14 protein-coding genes and 1 pseudogene are annotated in these 17,400 nt (G+C 40.3%); 9 read left to right on the top strand and 6 right to left on the bottom strand.

Annotated elements, in window-relative coordinates; genetic code table 11:
- The first annotated feature begins 3 nt into the window (after window positions 1-3).
- Together PN471_RS07325 and PN471_RS07320 are read left to right on the top strand one after the other, a co-directional pair.
- Window positions 4-1,470, top strand: a complete 1,467-nt coding sequence (locus tag PN471_RS07325) for a carotenoid oxygenase family protein (protein WP_271776279.1) — start codon at window positions 4-6, stop codon at window positions 1,468-1,470.
- 386 nt (window positions 1,471-1,856) lie between these two features.
- On the top strand, window positions 1,857-3,146 hold the full coding sequence (locus PN471_RS07320; RefSeq protein ID WP_271776278.1) for a Glu/Leu/Phe/Val family dehydrogenase: 1,290 nt from the start codon (window positions 1,857-1,859) through the stop codon (window positions 3,144-3,146).
- A 20-nt stretch (window positions 3,147-3,166) separates the two neighbouring features.
- Here PN471_RS07320 and PN471_RS07315 read toward each other — a convergent pair whose 3' ends face one another.
- From PN471_RS07315 to PN471_RS07305, 3 genes are all read right to left on the bottom strand, one after another.
- Window positions 3,167-3,463 carry a hypothetical protein gene (locus PN471_RS07315; RefSeq protein WP_193894486.1) on the bottom strand — a complete coding sequence of 99 codons (297 nt, stop codon included), beginning with the start codon at window positions 3,461-3,463 and terminating at the stop codon, window positions 3,167-3,169.
- A gap of 122 nt (window positions 3,464-3,585) precedes the next feature.
- Window positions 3,586-4,755, bottom strand: a complete 1,170-nt coding sequence (gene purT / locus PN471_RS07310) for a formate-dependent phosphoribosylglycinamide formyltransferase (protein ID WP_193894488.1) — start codon at window positions 4,753-4,755, stop codon at window positions 3,586-3,588.
- Between the two features lie 579 nt (window positions 4,756-5,334).
- Window positions 5,335-7,716, bottom strand: a complete 2,382-nt coding sequence (locus tag PN471_RS07305; protein WP_271776277.1) for a phosphoketolase family protein — start codon at window positions 7,714-7,716, stop codon at window positions 5,335-5,337.
- 164 nt (window positions 7,717-7,880) lie between these two features.
- Here PN471_RS07305 and menB point away from each other — a divergent pair, with 164 nt between their 5' ends.
- Both menB and PN471_RS07295 read left to right on the top strand, forming a co-directional pair.
- Window positions 7,881-8,717, top strand: coding sequence for a 1,4-dihydroxy-2-naphthoyl-CoA synthase (menB, locus tag PN471_RS07300; protein ID WP_442867138.1), 837 nt, complete (start codon window positions 7,881-7,883; stop codon window positions 8,715-8,717).
- Window positions 8,718-8,833: 116 nt separating this feature from the next.
- Window positions 8,834-9,134, top strand: a pseudogene (locus PN471_RS07295) (hypothetical protein); the annotation flags it as partial.
- Between the two features lie 166 nt (window positions 9,135-9,300).
- Here PN471_RS07295 and PN471_RS07290 read toward each other — a convergent pair.
- Complete coding sequence (locus tag PN471_RS07290) at window positions 9,301-9,615, bottom strand: hypothetical protein (RefSeq protein ID WP_271776276.1); 315 nt, start codon at window positions 9,613-9,615, stop codon at window positions 9,301-9,303.
- A gap of 333 nt (window positions 9,616-9,948) precedes the next feature.
- Complete coding sequence (locus tag PN471_RS07285) at window positions 9,949-10,494, bottom strand: DUF721 domain-containing protein (protein ID WP_271776275.1); 546 nt, start codon at window positions 10,492-10,494, stop codon at window positions 9,949-9,951.
- A gap of 574 nt (window positions 10,495-11,068) precedes the next feature.
- Here PN471_RS07285 and PN471_RS07280 point away from each other — a divergent pair.
- The 5 genes from PN471_RS07280 to PN471_RS07260 all read left to right on the top strand — a co-directional run bounded on the left by PN471_RS07280 (window position 11,069) and on the right by PN471_RS07260 (window position 15,991).
- Window positions 11,069-12,259, top strand: a complete 1,191-nt coding sequence (locus PN471_RS07280; RefSeq protein ID WP_271776274.1) for a hypothetical protein — start codon at window positions 11,069-11,071, stop codon at window positions 12,257-12,259.
- A gap of 157 nt (window positions 12,260-12,416) precedes the next feature.
- Window positions 12,417-13,127, top strand: coding sequence for a PspA/IM30 family protein (locus PN471_RS07275; RefSeq protein WP_271776273.1), 711 nt, complete (start codon window positions 12,417-12,419; stop codon window positions 13,125-13,127).
- Window positions 13,128-13,290: 163 nt separating this feature from the next.
- The gene (locus PN471_RS07270; protein WP_271776272.1) at window positions 13,291-14,076 is read left to right on the top strand and encodes a PspA/IM30 family protein; all 786 of its coding nucleotides are present in this window, start codon (window positions 13,291-13,293) and stop codon (window positions 14,074-14,076) included.
- 322 nt (window positions 14,077-14,398) lie between these two features.
- Window positions 14,399-14,734, top strand: coding sequence for a thioredoxin family protein (locus PN471_RS07265; protein ID WP_271776271.1), 336 nt, complete (start codon window positions 14,399-14,401; stop codon window positions 14,732-14,734).
- Between the two features lie 75 nt (window positions 14,735-14,809).
- A complete protein-coding gene (locus PN471_RS07260) occupies window positions 14,810-15,991 on the top strand; it encodes an LL-diaminopimelate aminotransferase (protein WP_271776270.1) in 1,182 nt (393 codons plus the stop codon).
- Window positions 15,992-16,097: 106 nt separating this feature from the next.
- Here the strand turns inward: PN471_RS07260 and nadC are convergent, their stop codons facing one another.
- Entirely contained in the window at window positions 16,098-16,964 is an 867-nt protein-coding gene (nadC, locus tag PN471_RS07255; protein WP_271776269.1) for a carboxylating nicotinate-nucleotide diphosphorylase, read from the bottom strand.
- Window positions 16,965-17,400 lie beyond the last annotated feature (436 nt).

The raw sequence follows: 17,400 nt of genomic DNA, 5'->3' as shown, positions 1-17,400 counted from the left end.
AAAATGCAAATATTAGAACCTCAAGATCAGCAAAATCTCCAAAAATCCTATACTCTCAAAGATTGGCAAGGAGGATATGAATCTCTTCACCAGGAATTTGATTACTGGATTGATGATATAGAAGGAGAAATACCACCGGAACTGCAAGGAACATTATTTAGAAATGGACCGGGTTTACTAGATATTAATGGGCAAAAATTACATCATCCCTTTGACGGTGATGGCATGATTAGCCGCATTACATTTACCAATGGCCGCGCCCATTTTCGTAACCGCTTTGTTACCACAGCAGGTTATTTGGCAGAAAAAAGAGCAGGTGAAATTCTTTATCGTGGTGTTTTTGGTACACAAAAACCGGGCGGCTGGTTAGCTAATATGTTTGATTTCAAAATCAAACATATTGCTAATACTAATGTAATTTATTGGGGTAAAAAACTATTAGCCCTATGGGAAGCATCCGAACCCTATTTACTTAATCCGCACACTCTAGAAACATTAGGAAATGAATACTTTAACGGTGTTTTATCTAAAGGGGAAGCCTTTAGCTCCCACCCGCGAATTGATGCAAATGGTACATTAGTTAATTTCGCTATTACACCAGGACTATCAACTACAATTAACATATTTGAGTTAAATACCGACGGAGAAATCACCAATAAACAAAATCATAGCGTTGCTGGTTTTTGCTTCATTCATGATTTTGTGATTACAGAAAATTACTGTATTTTCTTCCAAAATCCTGTTAGTTTTAACCCCATACCTTTTGCTTTGGGAATATCTAGCGCCGCCCAATGTATTAAAGTCCAAAAAAATCAACCTACAAAAATTATCATTATTCCTCGCCAAAACCCAACTGGAAAAATCAAAGTTTTAGAAACTCAGGCAGGTTTTATTTTCCATCATGTTAATGCTTTTGAAGTGGGTAATGAAATTATCATTGATTCTATTTGCTATGAATCGTTACCAGAAGTTGAACCCAATAGCGATTATCGAGAAACAGATTTTGATGCCAATTCTCCTGGGCAACTTTGGCGATTTAATCTGAATTTACCAACCAATACAGTTCAAAATTATTTAATAGATGATCGATCTTGTGAATTTCCCACAATTCACCCTCATCATGTCGGTAAATCTTATCGTTATCTATACACGGCTGCGGCACATAAATCAACGGGAAATGCACCCCTCCAAGCAATTTTCAAACTTGATTTAGAGTCACAACAAAGACAATTATGGAGTGCTGCACCAGCAGGTTTCATCGGTGAACCAATTTTTATTCCTCGTCCAAATTCCCAAACAGAAGATGATGGCTGGCTAATAGCTTTAGTTTATGATGCAGAACATCATCGTTCAGATGTCGTGATTTTAGATGCTGTAAATCTGGAAAAAGGTGAAATTGCAAAACTACATCTCAAACATCATATTCCCTATGGTTTACATGGGAGTTTTACACCTGAAACATTCATTTAAGTAGGCTGGCGTTAAAAATTATCGTTGTAGGAAGGCAAGAGGCAAAAGGCAAGAGTGAAGAGGTTTTGGAAGATTTTACTTTTCTTTACACAGTTTGGTTTTATTATGTTGACCTAGGCGTTGCTGAATTGAGGTATGAAATTAGAAAAAACAAAATCTAAAACTTTGCGCCTCTGCGCCTCTGCGTGAGACTAAAATTCATAATCCTTAATCAGCAACGCCAAAATTTAGATATTTTTACAGTTTATCTGTCCAGAGGTCTCACAGCACACAAATTACAATAAAATTGTAACAGAAACTACAAAATTGACATCTTTTCCAAAAAAGAGGGTAAGCTAACCATATCAATCCGGTTCAGAAACATACGATGATGAGGAGTAGGTATTATGGTGACAACGTCTCTCCCACTTATAGAAAATCATTCTCCAGCGCATATTTGCCCTTATGATCAAGCCTGTAGCTATTTAGAATGGGCTGCTAAAGAATTAAAATTAGATCAAGGTATCGTAGAAATACTCAGTCACCCTCGAAAAGTTGTCACAGTTTCCATTCCCATAAAAATGGATAATGGGGAAGTGCGGGTTTTTGCTGGACATCGGGTACAACATTCCGATATTTTAGGCCCCTATAAAGGTGGTATTCGCTACCATGAAGCAGTGACATTACGAGAAGTATCCGCCCTAGCCATGCTCATGACTTGGAAATGTGCATTGTTAGGCATTCCCTACGGTGGTGGCAAAGGCGGAATTCCCATAGACCCCAAAAAGTTCAGTATGGGGGAATTGGAACGGATTAGTCGCCGTTATATTAGCGAATTAATTAAAGACATTGGACCATCCGTAGATATACCCGCACCAGACATGGGAACATCGGCACGGGAAATGGCATGGATGATGGATACTTATTCTGTCAATGTTGGTCATTCTGTCCCCGGAGTAGTTACAGGTAAACCATTATCTATTGGTGGTTCCCTGGGACGAGAAATGGCGACTGGGCGCGGTGTGATGATTATTGTTCGTGAAGCGATCGCCGATCACGGTAAATCCCTCGTAGGAGTCCGGGTAGCAATTCAAGGCTTCGGTAATGTAGGTGGGGCAGCGGCCGAATTGCTACACCAACAAGGAGCAAAAATTATCGCTGTTTCCAGTGCTAGTGGGGGTATCTTTGCCGAAAATGGTCTTGATATTCCTGCTGTCAAAGCCTACGCTGCGGCCAACCATCGCAGCGTAGTGGGATTTCCCCAAGCAACACCCATTAGTAATGCAGACTTATTAACTTTACCTTGTGATGTCCTGATTCCTGCCGCTTTGGAAAACCAAATTACCGCAGAAAATGTCCATCAAATCAAAGCCCAATTTGTCGCAGAAGCGGCTAATGGTCCAGTGACTTTGGCAGCTAACCGCGTTCTAGAAGCCCAAGGTGTCACCGTGTTACCGGATATTTTAGCCAATGCCGGGGGTGTGGTGGTCAGTTATTTAGAATGGGTACAAGGTCTTTCCTACCTATTCTGGGACGAAGAACGAGTCAACCGGGAAATGGAACATTTGATGGTTCAGGCTTACCGCAAGGTCATTCATGAGTCGCAAGCACGGGGGGTAAATCTGCGATTAGCTGCTTATACTTTGGGTGTAGGTAGAGTCGCGCAAGCTTTAAATGATCGGGGTTTGTATCCTTAGTTTTATCTATTGGGAAAATCTTATTCCCAAGTCGCTACATTCCTCAACACAGACGGAATTTCACCCTGTGATAAGGGAAATTCTAACATTGTTTCTTTATAACCTAAATACCCAGATTCAGTAAAAGATAAAAGCATTCGTTCTAGCGCCAACCAAACTTCTGGTTCATATTCCCAATCATGATAGCGTCTGGCACGTCCAGCAATGGAACGTAAAGCCCAAAAATAAGAATTCCTAACAACAGAACCACCTTTTTTAAATTCTGGTACATCCTCATGGTGAATAAACAAAACATTATTTTCAATTCTGGATCTCATAGATGTAGAGGCGCATGACCTGCGCCCATTCAAGATTAAGAAAGAAGAAAAAGTTCCTGCTTATAGACTTTTATAATAAACTTTTTATCTCATTTCCAGTGCATACCACTATGGCTGAATGCTTAATTTATTTTCACCTGACTAGCTGCCTTTACCGCCTTTTCTCTAGCTGCTTGAATATCCCCACCTTTTGCTAAAGCCACCCCCATGCGACGATAAGGATGAGCAGTAGGTTTACCAAACAACTTAATATCTACATCTTTTTCAGCTAAAGCTTCAGCTACACCAGTAAAAGTAATAGAATCAGATTTTTTTGAAGCTAAAATTACCGCACTTGCGGAAAATCCTAACCGTTCAATGTGGGGAATTGGTAAACCTAAAATAGCTCGCAGATGTAATTCAAATTCATTCAAATTCTGAGAAATTAATGTCACCATGCCTGTATCATGGGGTCGAGGAGACAGTTCTGAAAAAATGACTTCATCTTTAGTAATGAAAAATTCAACCCCAAAAATTCCCGCACCACCTAAAGCATCAGTAACTTTTTTAGCAATTTCTTGAGATGCTAAGATTTTAGCTTCAGAAATAGCTGCCGGTTGCCAAGATTCTTGATAATCACCTCTTTCTTGACGGTGGCCAATGGGATCACAAAAAATTGTCGGTGCGTCCCATTGTTTAATCGTTAGTAAAGTAATTTCAATTTCAAAATTAATGAATTCTTCGACAATTACCTTTTGGCTATCACCACGAGAATTAAAAATAGCATAATTCCAGGCTTTTTCTACCTCATTTCTATCATTAACTACAGATTGACCTTTCCCCGAAGATGACATTACAGGTTTAACAACATTAGGAAAGCCAATTTCTTCAGAAATACTAATTAACTCTTCCAAAGTGACAGCATAACCATATTTAGCAGTTCTAATGCCTAATTCTTGATGTGCTAATTCTCTAATTCTGTCCCGGTTCATGGTGTAATTAGTCGCCGCTGCTGTGGGAATAACTGTAATTCCTCTTTGTTCAAATTCTTGTAATTTTTCGGTTCTAATTGCCTCAATTTCGGGAATAATAAAATCGGGCTGATGTTTATTTACAACCGCTTCTAAATCATCAGCACTCAGCATGGAAATAACTTCTGCACAATCAGCTACCTGCATGGCAGGAGCATCGGCATATCTGTCCACAGCAATGATATAATTACCTAAACGTTGAGCCGCAATTACAAATTCTTTTCCTAGTTCTCCTGAACCAAGCAGCATTAATTTTTGGGGTAGTTTTAGTGTCTTAATCATAAGTTAGATACCGCAGATGTTGATTTAAATATCTTGTCATTATTTTACATGGTTTGGGGATTTTGTCCGAGAAGGTTGGATAAAAAACAGGACAATTCAGGACTTACGCAACTGGCACATTGGTAGGGTGCGTCAGATATCAACAATCTCTTTATTTGCAGGATTTATGCAGTTTGACGCACCCTACAACAGATTTTTGGTGTGACACTTGCGTAAGTCCTTTTACCGAAGATTAAAATATTCTCCGCTTTAGAGGGTGTTTGAAAAGTCTAATTTATTACTTGCAAGGGCGACTAGAAGTCGCGGAACTACACAGACGAAACCCACCTATTCCTTCGGTCCCGTAAGGGATACGTGGGTTCAAAAGCCTTGATTTTTCGTTAGTCCACGCAGGTGGACTTTGTTTGTGTAGTAGCGATTTCTAATCGCCGGAAACTTTTCAAACATCTTCTTAGATGTGTAGGAGTAAAGCATGATCTCATTGGTGTCAACTTAGAAACACTGGGAATGAATTCTCCGTCTCATCACACCAATAAGCACTGCTAAACCCTTACCGATAAAATCAGCTTGATTCAATTATTAATATGGCCAAGTCCAATCACGAATTTCTGGCATATCTTCACCGTGTTTCTGGATATATTGCTTATGTTCTATCAACTTATCTTGCAATTTTTGCTTCACATAAGCTGCTTGATAACCTAACTTTGGTACACGGTCAATCACATCCATAACCAAGTGAAATCTATCCAAATCATTCATCACCACCATATCAAAAGGTGTGGTTGTTGTTCCCTCTTCTTTATAACCACGAACATGAATATTTTGGTGGTTTGTATGCCGATAGGTGAGACGATGAATTAACCAAGGATAACCATGAAATGCAAAGATAATGGGTTTATCAGTTGTGAAAATTGTATCAAAGTCTTTGCTACTTAAACCGTGAGGATGTTCACTTTTTGGTTGTAGTGTCATCAAATCAACAACATTCACAACCCGCACTTTTAAATCGGGGAAATTTTGTCTTAAAATATCTACAGCCGCTAAAGTTTCCAAGGTCGGAACATCTCCAGCACAAGCCATTACTACATCAGTTTCACTGTCTTGATCATTACTTGCCCATTCCCAAATTCCTAAACCTTTAGTACAATGTTTAATTGCCGAATCCATGTCTAAATATTGTAAAGCAGGTTGTTTGCCAGCTACAATCACATTGACATAATTACGACTTCTTAAACAATGGTCGGTTACTGATAGCAAAGTATTAGCATCAGGTGGCAGATAAACACGAATAATTTCGGCTTTTTTGTTAATTACATGATCAATAAAACCAGGATCTTGGTGAGAGAAACCATTATGATCTTGTCGCCAAACATGAGAAGTGAGAAGATAATTTAAAGACGCAATTGGTCTTCTCCAAGTAATATGACGAGTCGTTTTCAACCATTTGGCGTGTTGGTTGAACATCGAATCAATGATGTGAATAAAAGCTTCATAGCAGGAGAAGAAACCATGACGACCTGTTAATAAATATCCTTCTAACCAGCCTTGACAATTGGTTTCGCTAAGGATTTCCATTACTCGACCGTCGGGTGATAAATGGTCATCTTCAGGAAGAATTTGAGCATCCCAAGCGCGGTTTGTCACTTCTAAGACAGGATCTAACCGATTGGATGCGGTTTCGTCAGGACCAAAAACGCGGAAGTTACGGCTTTCGTCGTTGAGTTTCATAATGTCACGGAGAAACCTACCCGTTACCTTGGTAGCTTCAGCGTTAACTGTCCCTGGTTTGGCTACTTCTACAGCATAGTTGCAGAAATCAGGCATTTTCAAATCACGCAGCAAAATTCCGCCGTTAGCGTGGGGGTTGTCTCCCATGCGACGCTGACCTTTAGGTGCTAATTCTGCGAGTTCGGGAATCAGTTGACCCTTGGTGTCGAAAAGTTCTTCCGGTTTGTAACTTTTCAGCCAATCTTCCAGCAATTGCAGATGTTTCGGTTTACCAGCTATATCACTAAAGGGGACTTGGTGCGATCGCCAATAATCCTCTGTTTTCTTCCCGTCCACTTCCTTGGGACCCGTCCAACCTTTAGGAGTGCGTAAAACAATCATCGGCCATTGCGGTCTTTCTTCGCAACCATGTACCCGCGCTTCTCTTTGGATACTTTGAATTTCAGGAATGATGGTATCTAATACTGCTGCCATTTTTTGGTGAACGTCCGCCGGGTCAGCACCTTCCACAAAGTAAGGTTTATAGCCATAGCCGATAAACAGGCTTTCTAACTCTTCATGAGGTATCCGTGCTAATACGGTAGGATTAGCAATTTTGTAACCATTCAAATGCAGAATTGGTAAAACCGCACCATCAGTAACCGGGTTAATAAATTTGTTAGAATGCCAACTAGTTGCCAAAGAACCAGTTTCCGCTTCTCCGTCACCGACCACCGCCGCAACTATCAAATCAGGGTTATCAAATACCGCCCCATAAGCGTGAACTAAAGCATAACCTAATTCTCCCCCCTCATGGATAGAACCAGGAGTTTCTGGGGCGACATGGCTGGGAATACCACCAGGAAAGGAAAATTGTTTGAATAGTTTTTGCATTCCCTCTTCATCCTGGGAGATGTTAGGGTAATATTCGCTATATGTTCCTTCTAAGTAGGTATTGGCAACAAGTCCGGGTCCACCATGTCCGGGTCCAGCTATGTAAATTGCATTGAGGTCGTATTTTTTAATAATTCTGTTGAAGTGGGCATAAATTAAGTTTAGCCCTGGAGTAGTTCCCCAATGTCCTAAGAGTCGAGGTTTAACGTGTTCTTGTTTGAGGGGTTCTCTTAGTAAAGGATTATCAAGAAGGTAAATTTGTCCAACAGACAGATAGTTAGCAGCACGCCAATAAGCGTTGATTTGTTGCAATTCTGTGTCCGTTAAAGGTTTTATCTGTGGAATACTGGCAATAGTCATTTCCAACTCCAGTGTAAAGTATTTGCACCAATTAATTTTAAACCCCATTGTCAAGAAGTAGGGGGCGCAATTCCTTCTAAGTATCAGAAAAAAACGAAAATATCGGTGAGAAAAATACTTCCATATCCGCGATAAAATTCTCAAGCACAAATCACAGATTATCCATGATAGAAACCGACTGGAAGACCGTCAAAACCTACGAAGACATCATCTACCAAAAAACCGACGGTATCGCCAAAATCACCATTAACCGTCCCCACAAACGTAACGCATTCCGCCCAAAAACCGTATTTGAATTATACGAAGCCTTTTGGGATGCTAAAGAAGATACTTCTATTGGCGTAGTCCTATTTACAGGTGCAGGACCCCATACAGATGGAAAATATGCCTTTTGTTCAGGTGGTGATCAAAGTGTACGTGGACAAGCAGGTTATGTAGATGAAACCGGAATCCCTCGGTTAAACGTCTTAGACTTGCAACGTCTCATTCGTTCCATGCCCAAAGTAGTAATTGCCCTAGTCGCGGGTTATGCTATCGGTGGGGGTCATGTTCTCCATTTAATTTGTGATTTAACTATTGCTGCTGATAATGCTATTTTTGGGCAAACAGGACCCAAAGTAGGGAGTTTTGATGGTGGTTTTGGGGCTAGTTATTTAGCCAGAATAGTAGGACAAAAAAAAGCCAGGGAAATATGGTTTCTCTGTCGTCAATATAACGCCCAAGAAGCTTTAGAAATGGGTTTAGTTAATACCGTCGTCCCTGTCGAACAACTAGAAACAGAAGGCGTACAATGGGCGCAAGAAGTATTAGAAAAAAGTCCCATAGCTATTCGTTGTCTGAAATCAGCATTTAACGCCGACTGTGACGGACAAGCTGGTTTACAAGAATTGTCTGGTAACGCTACTCTACTTTATTACATGACACAAGAGGGAGCAGAAGGAAAACAAGCCTTTTTGGAAAAACGTCCCCCTAACTTCCGGGATTTTCCCTGGTTGCCTTAAAATTATCTTCGAGTCGCATCTGTCTGGCAGGTGCGATTGTCCTGTCGGTGCATTTATTACTGCACCCTCTGGCGAATCAACGGCATTGTAGATAAGATTTCTAATGAACTATTTAATTTCAGACTAAAGCAACATCTAACACGCCTATTCCTCTACGAGAGTTAGATTATTATGTCAGGTTAACACGCCAATATAAAATTCCTGTCACTCAAGTAGTAATTTTTTTACAAGAAACAAATCACGAAAACGCTTTTATCGAAGCTTATCTGACTGAAACTACAACTCACCGCTATCGCGTCATTAGGATGTTTACGGTTTGAGAAAAACTTAATTCGTCAATTGTTAAGTGAGGAAATTATGCAAGAATCAGTAATTTATCAAGATATTTTCCAAAAGGGTGAGCAACGCGGTAGACAACTTGGTGAGCATCAAGACAGTCGCCACAAAAAATGGAGTATATACCAAAATCGCACCTGTTGTGGAAGGTGCGATTTCTGAAGATGTCAAAATTGGAACCACTAACAAATTGCCAGTCAAATTTTATTAGGGTGGACAGAAAATTGATGACCGTAATCATGAATAGTTAAATGAGTACGCTTTGATTTTTCACTTCTTGTGTAGTGGAAGTAGGAATATCTTCGACAGAGGCTACTGTAACATGATCCAAATCCGTCGGGAGAGTTTGAGTAGCCGCAAAAACAGGTTTGGCTACTGGTAAACTCCAAGCATCTTCTAAAGTTTCCCAAGCAGGTGCAAAAGCGGCCATGACCAAAGGACAAGCTTTCCAGACCCCTTGGACTGGTGCGCTCAATTTTTCACACATACCACCACGACGACCTTGTGGCTGGTAATAACGACAATAACGACAGGTAGATGTCAAACGCTTAATTAGTTTCATGTGCCTTCATCTTCAGTACCATTCAGGACTACTTATCACACTTATATATCTTGCTTCTTAATCAAAATAGGCATGAAGGGTAAAAAATCATTGTTGGATATAGGTTCTAGCGATTATTAACCATAAATAAACTTTAGGATATCTTTAGATTCTTGTTATATATGTAAATAATTATTAGAGTGCGTACATATTTATTTTTACCTAAAACTTATTGGGGATCAAGATTAAAACATTGATTTTGGATTTCCTCGTTTTGTAAAAACGTTACTTTAGATAGAGTTAAAATCAGTTCTTAGCATTTAACTTACTGAATTATTTACAATAGTTCAATATTTATCCTAACCGCTTGGAACAGCAGAGAGAACAAACATTCCAGCGTTCCAGTTCACCCGGTGGAGTGGGACATTGACATTGGGGACATAGGGGGAGATGATGCGATCGCTCTTGCATCATCTTAGACCAATTCTCAAAAGCACCCAAAGCATTGTCAATATTGGGTTTAACCAACCTATCACCAATCAAATCATCAGCTATATAACTAGGATGTTCTGATGCCGAAACAGTGGCTTCTGTTCCCGTTATTGATGAATTTTTCCACTCGGCTGTAGAAAAGCGAATATCTACCAAAGACGTAGACAGCTTGTCATTTAATTTCATCAATATAGTTTTCCGTCCAAAAGTCAAATTTTGCGCCCAAGCAGCACTAGAAGTTGCTACCCACAAAACATCACGCTGAATAGACAAAGGACGAGTTTGCACCGCAACAGTAGTCCCCACAACTTCTCCCCAACACTTCAGTAACCGCAGCAATACCTGTTCTTGCCATTGTGGTGAGCGTTGAATATTTCCTAAAACCTGATCAATTGACTTAAAAGACATATTGTGTTAGTAGTTTTACCATAAAATAACTGAATACTTACAAACAACTTTCGTTAAGATGAGGAGAATTAATTACACAATTGATTTTTCTGTTCCCTGTTCCCTCTCTCAACAAGTGAACTTAATTTTGTCCGACTACCTGTATTAAAAATTCATAAGAATACCCGGTAAGTGGGAAACTCAGTGGCTTTAGCCCTGAGAGGGAAACGACACTTCGACAAGCTCAGTGACCGCACGAGCGGTTTTAACCGCTGTGGATATTAAAATTGAAACCAGATTTTTGATTGGAATCTGGAAACCAACTCCCATTTCTGGGGTAATGTTAGCCTCGACCTGTTATAAGAGCTTGTTAGGCTTGCAACACTGTTCCAGTGACCTTAGAACTGTTTAATCACAAGCGACAGAGCAGGGAACTGGCTTCGCATTCCAGGGTGTCGTGACTCAAATAACGGCTACCATGAGAGTATACTCAGGGTGGTCTGGTCAGTACGGCTTGCTTGATTACTCTTGCAAGCCCAGTCCCTTTAGGGCTGGGTTACTGACTTAATCATCTACCCTAAATCCATCTTAAACAATGAATCAAAATCCCTTGATAGATTCTCCCAAATCTCCCCAAAAACCGGGCTTAAATCCTACCCTAGCCACCGCCCTGGCTAGTTTAGAAATACAATTAGATCAAGAATTAACCAGATATAGACGCACACGCAAAAACACAAAACCACAAACAGCAAGAAGTGTAGAAAGTTACACTAATTATCAAACAACAACCTTGTCGAAGGAGATTCAACTACCAGCAGTTCCTCCCGTACCCATTCCCTCAGAAAATCCATTCTTGACAAATGAGACTGAAACCATTGATTTTCCCCAGGAGTTTGCTAACTCAGACATAGAAGAAACCCCCACACCTCCCAACTTAGAAAAATCAACTAGCAGTATAGTTCCCACCAAAATTCCCTCCTCCGACAACCAAACCCTCCTCACCACAAATGATCCTCCTCAACAACCAAATGATTATTTAGAATCTAGTGAGGCATTATTGCGGAGTTTAACTGCCGAAGCACCACAAAATCAAACTCCTAATTCTCCTAAATCCCGTGATAGTGTCTTATCACCTTTAGGTATTGGTTCAATGCTGTTGCTATTATTGGCAAGTTTGACTTTAGGTTATGTTGTCTTCAATCCCAAAAACTTGCCCAAACTTAATTTCAGTAGCTTACAAAATAATAATTCATCAAAGACTGCGGAAAATACAGAAAACACAGAAATTATAGAAAATAATTCCCAACTAACTAGCGAACCAAAAATCACCCCCATAGCTAAATATCCTAATTTAGCCATCCAAGAATTTCGACAAGTGAGAGATCCTAAAGATGTCGTAGATTTAACACCAAAAGTTAAACCGACCCCTCAAATCATTCCCACTCCTCTAGCTATTCAACCCTCCATAACTCCTATCTCTCCATTACCGAAACTTTCCCCCTTACCTAACACCCTCTCTAAATCCACACCTTTACCAAAGCCTACAGCTACTTCATTACCCCTATCAGAAGATGTCAAACCATCTGCTAATGGCTACTATTACATTATTGCGGATAATCAAGGCGACAAAGCCTTAACAGCCGCCAAGCAAGTTGTTCCTGATGCTTATTTATCACCAAATAAAAAATTTATTTATTTAGGTGCATTGAAAACAAAGGATGAGATTAAGCGCAGATTGCAGGAATTAGAAGCAAAAGGAATCAAAGGACGATTACAACAGCCATAATCAAAAAAAGCTGGTTTTAGTGAATAAAATTTACTGACTTTAACGCCAAAAATTCTGATCTTCGCGCCTTTGCGTGAGGCCAATTCATACTGATTTATCACTATGATAGCAATATAGCAATCTTCAAAGTCTGGTAAATGGTCAAGGTAGAGCCAACATGGAAGTTATTAACCGTATTTTGCGGGTGATTCGCGCTAATTTTAATAGTCTGGTTAGCAATGCAGAAGATCCAGAAAAAATTCTGGAGAAGGCTTTCATGGAAATGCAGGAGAATTTGGTACAATTGCGTCAAGGGGTAGCTCAAGCGATCGCCACCCAAAAACGCACAGAACGCCAAGCAGCCGCCGGAGAATCCCAAGCCGCAGAATGGTATCGTCGCGCCCAATTAGCCCTCCAGCAGGGTAATGACTCCCTCGCACGGGAAGCTCTCACCAAACGCAAATTTTACCAAGAAACCGCGACAACTTTAACCGGTCAAATTCAGCAACAAAAAGATGTAGTCGCCAAATTAAAGCAAGATATGCGGACTTTAGAGTTAAAACTGGCTGAGGTAAAAACTAAAAAAGATATGTATATCGCTCGCGCTCGTTCCGCCGAAGCCTCCTATCGGCTGCAAGAAATGTTAACTGGAACTTCTGCTACATCTAGCTTAGGTGCATTAGAACGAATGGAGGAAAAAGTTTTACAGATAGAAGCACAATCAGAAGTTGCTAGTACACTGGGTGGTGATGATCTAGAAAAAAAATTTGCATCCTTAGATTCTCATCATGATATTGATACAGAACTCGCAGCCATGAAGGCTTATATCCTCAATCAAGGGGAAAATCCCCAGCCGGATCATAATTTACCCAAAACACCCGAACCATAACTTTCCGTGGTTAATATGGATAATTAATAGGTTCATGATTCAGAATAGAAAAAAAGATAGTAATCCAGACTGGAAAAACTACATTGGCATAGGTAGCTATTAATATAGTAGAAAAGCTAACTATCAAATCAAGAGCGTAAACCTCTAAAGGAAAAATAAATTTATGGGATTATTTGATCGCCTTAAACGAGTAGTTGGTGCTAACTTAAACGATTTAGTCAGTAAAGCCGAAGATCCAGAAAAAATGCTGGAACAAGCCCTCTTAGAAATGCAAGAGGACATGGTGAAGTTGCGTCAAGGTGTAGCCCAAGCGATCGCCGCCCAAAAACGGACAGAAAAACAGTATAATGAGGGACAAAACGAAATTAATAAATGGCAGCGCAACGCCCAACTTGCCCTGCAAAAAGGTGATGAAAACCTAGCCCGTCAAGCATTAGAGCGCAAGAAAACTTATACTGATACCGCTACGGCATTAAAAACTAGTCTAGATCAGCAAACTGTTCAAGTTGAAGGACTCAAGAAGAATTTAATCCAGCTAGAGAGCAAAATTTCTGAAGCCAAAACCAAGAAAGAAATGCTCAAAGCCCGAATTACCGCGGCCAAAGCCCAAGAACAATTGGGAAATATGGTGAGCGGAATGAGTACCAGCAGTGCCATGTCCGCTTTTGAGCGCATGGAAGAAAAAGTATTAATGGAAGAAGCTAAATCTCAGGCTGTATCCGAGTTAGTAAGTGCAGATTTAGATCACCAATTTGCCCAGTTAGAATCTGGTAGTGATATTGATGATGAATTGGCTGCTTTGAAAGAAGGCATAGCATCTAATCAAAAGATACTACCACCAGGACAACCCAGCACCACAACTCCAGTACAACCAACCAGCACAGCTAAACAGGCTGAACCAGTTGATGCTGAATTGGAGGCTTTACGCAAACAATTGGATAATCTGTAGTTTTTGCAGATAACTCAATTCAGCTAATCCCACACATCTTGGTTGTGGGATTTTACTCCATTTTCAAAGACGAAAAGTTTATTAGTAAATCTTTTACCATCTAAAATTCAAAATCTAAAATCGGATAACAACTGACTCTCAGATTGGGATAAAGTATTTTGTGAATGAATTTGATTAATTTATGTCCATTGCATAATGGCGGTATGAAAATCAAAAATTCCATTTCTCGAACTCTTACTCTTTGCGCCTCTGCGCCTCTGCGAGAGACAAACTCATACTTTCATTCGGCAAAGCAAACTTATACTACTTTATGGAGACTATAATGAACAAGGGTATAATCACTATCACTGATGCTGAGTTTGAAACGGAAGTGTTAACAGCCGAGCAGCCTGTATTAGTTTATTTCTGGGCTTCCTGGTGTGGTCCTTGTCAATTGATGTCACCAGTGATTAACTTGGCTGCGGCAACTTACAGCGATCGCCTAAAAATTGTTAAAATGGAAGCCGACCCTAATCCAGTCGCTATCAAGCAATATCAGGTAGAAGGTCTTCCCGCTCTGAGATTGGTAAGAGGAAAAGAGCTATTAGAATCTGTCGAGGGAGTAATTGGTAAAGAGAAATTACTCAGTCTTTTAGATCAGCATTTAAATAATAATTAGTTACCAATTAGTGATCAAAAACTCTGGAGTTTTGATCACTCACTCATGACTAATGACCAATGAATAATAATTACAATGCAATTTGCTACCCGGTTACAACCCTTAAAATCTAACGTATTTGCCGATATGGACACAGCCAAGTCCATTGCTTTGGCTGCTGGAAGAGAATTAATTGATTTATCTTTAGGTTCATCAGATTTACCCGCCGAGAATCACGTCATAGAAGCGATCGCTCAATCTCTCCATGATCCTAGCACTCATGGCTACTTGTTATTTCGTGGTACTCAAGATTTCCGTCAAGCCGCAGCCCAATGGTACGAGCAGAAATTCGGTATCCCAGTTAACCCAGAAACAGAAGTTTTACCCCTCATTGGTTCTCAAGAAGGAACAGCCCATTTACCCTTAGCCGTGCTTAATCCCGGCGATTTTGCCCTATTATTAGATCCTGGTTATCCTTCCCATGCTGGCGGAGTATACTTGGCTAGTGGTCAAATTTACCCCATGCCAATAAAACCAGAAAATAATTTTTTACCGGTTTTTAGCGATATTCCCCCCACTATTTTAGCCCAGTCGCGGTTAATGGTTTTAAGCTATCCTCATAATCCTACCAGTGCGATCGCCCCCCTATCCTTCTTTCAAGAAGCCGTAGCCTTTTGTCAACAACATAATATAGTTCTCGTTCACGACTTCCCCTACGTAGATTTAGTCTTCACAGAAACCGAAACCCCAAAATCCCCTGTTCCCTCAATATTGCAAGCAGACCCCCAAAAAAGCGTCTCCATTGAATTTTTCACCCTATCAAAGTCCTATAATATGGGAGGCTTCCGCATTGGTTATGCAATTGGGAATCCCCAACTAATTCAAGCCTTAAAGCAAATCAAAGCCACCGTTGATTTTAATCAATATATAGGAATTTTGAACGGGGCGATCGCCGCCCTCACCGGATCACAAGATGGTGTAAAATCTGCCGTTGATATTTTTCGTCAACGGCGGGACACCTTCATTAAAGCCTTGCACCGTATCGGTTGGAACGTTCCCACACCAGGAGCCACAATGTACATTTGGGCAAAATTACCCACACAATGGAGTCATAATTCCATAGAATTCTGCACCGAACTAGTTAAAAAAACAGGTGTAGCCGCTTCCCCAGGAGTCGGCTTCGGTCAATTCGGTGAAGGATACGTTCGCTTTGCATTAGTACAAAAACCAGAAATCTTAGAAACTGCTGTCGAGAGAATTTCCCAGTTCCTCTATTAACTCAAGTTGCTAGTCATCTAATTGAGCCTGGTAATTGGTAATTGGTAAATTTCTCATCCTGTTAATCCTTTAATCCTGGATATCCTGATTCAGACAAATTACATCCTTAAACCATTCTCATACTCAAATCCAACCACTTAGACTGAGTAATAGGCGCACTAGTAGAAATATAATCAACACCAGTTTCCGCAACAGCGCGAACAGTCTCCAAAGTTACATTTCCCGAAGCCTCAATTTTCACTCGATCATCTTCATCACGAATCAATAATACAGCCTCACTCATCATAGACAAAGGCATATTATCCAACATAATAATATCTGCTTTGTACTGTAAAGCTTCCCGCACCTGTGCTAAATTTTCCGTCTCCACCTCAATTGTTAGAGGATAAGGAACGTGAGAACGAATGCGGGTAATAGCTTCCCCAATTCCCCCAGCCGCAACAATATGATTATCCTTAATCATCACCGCATCATCTAAACCCATGCGGTGATTCATAGCACCACCCAAAGCAGTAGCGTACTTTTCCAAAATTCTCAACCCTGGAGTAGTTTTGCGCGTATCCACCAACTGAGCAGGTAAATCAGCTATTTTTTCTACATACATATTAGTCAAACTGGCAATTCCACTTAACCGCATCACCAAATTAAGCGCTACCCTTTCCCCCATTAACAGCGTATCCAGTGAACCATTAATTTCCGCTATCACCTGTCCTGGTTCGCATAGTGTACCCTCATCGGTAACATTGACAAAATCAACTTGATTATTCAAAAGCTGAAACACCCTAGCCGCAATCGGTAAACCAGCAATTATCCCTGGTGCTTTGGCTATCCATTTAGCTTCTCCTCTAGTGGGATGTTGGGACAATAGAGATTGAGTAGTACGATCTCCCCTACCAATATCTTCCAACAACCAACTTTGCAACAATTGATCCAGCACCAAAAACGGTGGTAGTACAGCCACTGAACTCTTCATATCATCTCTAATATCTATCTATATCCACTCAACACTATCAATTATTGTCTTTCTTTCTCTAATGACTCAAAAAAACCCATAAGTGGAACTCCACAAACCCAGCCAAATCAAAAACACCACCAAAGGGGCAGAAATCTCAGGAATTTTAACGCTCATAACCCTTGTCTCACAAGGATTTTAGATAAAACAAAAAACAAACCGAAAAATAGTTTGCCAAAGTAGTTGACAAACAAAAGTAGATTCGATATATTAAGTAAGTGCCGAACAGAGCAGCCAAAAAGAGGCGACACTAAACAGCACACCGAACCTTGAAAATATTATAGTTTGAAAGCCAGAATACAACAAGTACCCTGCGTCAGAGAAAGAAAATAACCTGACCGTGGTTGTAAAAACGGTTAAGAAAGAGCTTTATAACAGACGAACCAAAATGGAGAGT

Source organism: Aphanizomenon sp. CS-733/32 (assembly GCF_028330045.1).
In the GTDB taxonomy this organism is placed as follows: domain Bacteria; phylum Cyanobacteriota; class Cyanobacteriia; order Cyanobacteriales; family Nostocaceae; genus Dolichospermum; species Dolichospermum gracile.
The sequence above is the reverse complement of the archived record's forward strand: the minus strand, read 5'-3'. Positions and strand labels throughout refer to the sequence as shown.

What these genes read in the sequence shown, in the direction of transcription:
- PN471_RS07325 (WP_271776279.1), top strand. Translation starts at nt 4, where the DNA reads ATGCAAATATTAGAACCTCAAGATCAGCAAAATCTCCAAAAATCCTAT.
- PN471_RS07320 (WP_271776278.1), top strand. Translation starts at nt 1,857, where the DNA reads ATGGTGACAACGTCTCTCCCACTTATAGAAAATCATTCTCCAGCGCAT.
- PN471_RS07315 (WP_193894486.1), bottom strand. Translation starts at nt 3,463, where the DNA reads ATGAGATCCAGAATTGAAAATAATGTTTTGTTTATTCACCATGAGGAT.
- purT (WP_193894488.1), bottom strand. Translation starts at nt 4,755, where the DNA reads ATGATTAAGACACTAAAACTACCCCAAAAATTAATGCTGCTTGGTTCA.
- PN471_RS07305 (WP_271776277.1), bottom strand. Translation starts at nt 7,716, where the DNA reads ATGACTATTGCCAGTATTCCACAGATAAAACCTTTAACGGACACAGAA.
- menB (WP_442867138.1), top strand. Translation starts at nt 7,881, where the DNA reads ATGATAGAAACCGACTGGAAGACCGTCAAAACCTACGAAGACATCATC.
- PN471_RS07290 (WP_271776276.1), bottom strand. Translation starts at nt 9,615, where the DNA reads ATGAAACTAATTAAGCGTTTGACATCTACCTGTCGTTATTGTCGTTAT.
- PN471_RS07285 (WP_271776275.1), bottom strand. Translation starts at nt 10,494, where the DNA reads ATGTCTTTTAAGTCAATTGATCAGGTTTTAGGAAATATTCAACGCTCA.
- PN471_RS07280 (WP_271776274.1), top strand. Translation starts at nt 11,069, where the DNA reads ATGAATCAAAATCCCTTGATAGATTCTCCCAAATCTCCCCAAAAACCG.
- PN471_RS07275 (WP_271776273.1), top strand. Translation starts at nt 12,417, where the DNA reads ATGGAAGTTATTAACCGTATTTTGCGGGTGATTCGCGCTAATTTTAAT.
- PN471_RS07270 (WP_271776272.1), top strand. Translation starts at nt 13,291, where the DNA reads ATGGGATTATTTGATCGCCTTAAACGAGTAGTTGGTGCTAACTTAAAC.
- PN471_RS07265 (WP_271776271.1), top strand. Translation starts at nt 14,399, where the DNA reads ATGAACAAGGGTATAATCACTATCACTGATGCTGAGTTTGAAACGGAA.
- PN471_RS07260 (WP_271776270.1), top strand. Translation starts at nt 14,810, where the DNA reads ATGCAATTTGCTACCCGGTTACAACCCTTAAAATCTAACGTATTTGCC.
- nadC (WP_271776269.1), bottom strand. Translation starts at nt 16,964, where the DNA reads ATGAAGAGTTCAGTGGCTGTACTACCACCGTTTTTGGTGCTGGATCAA.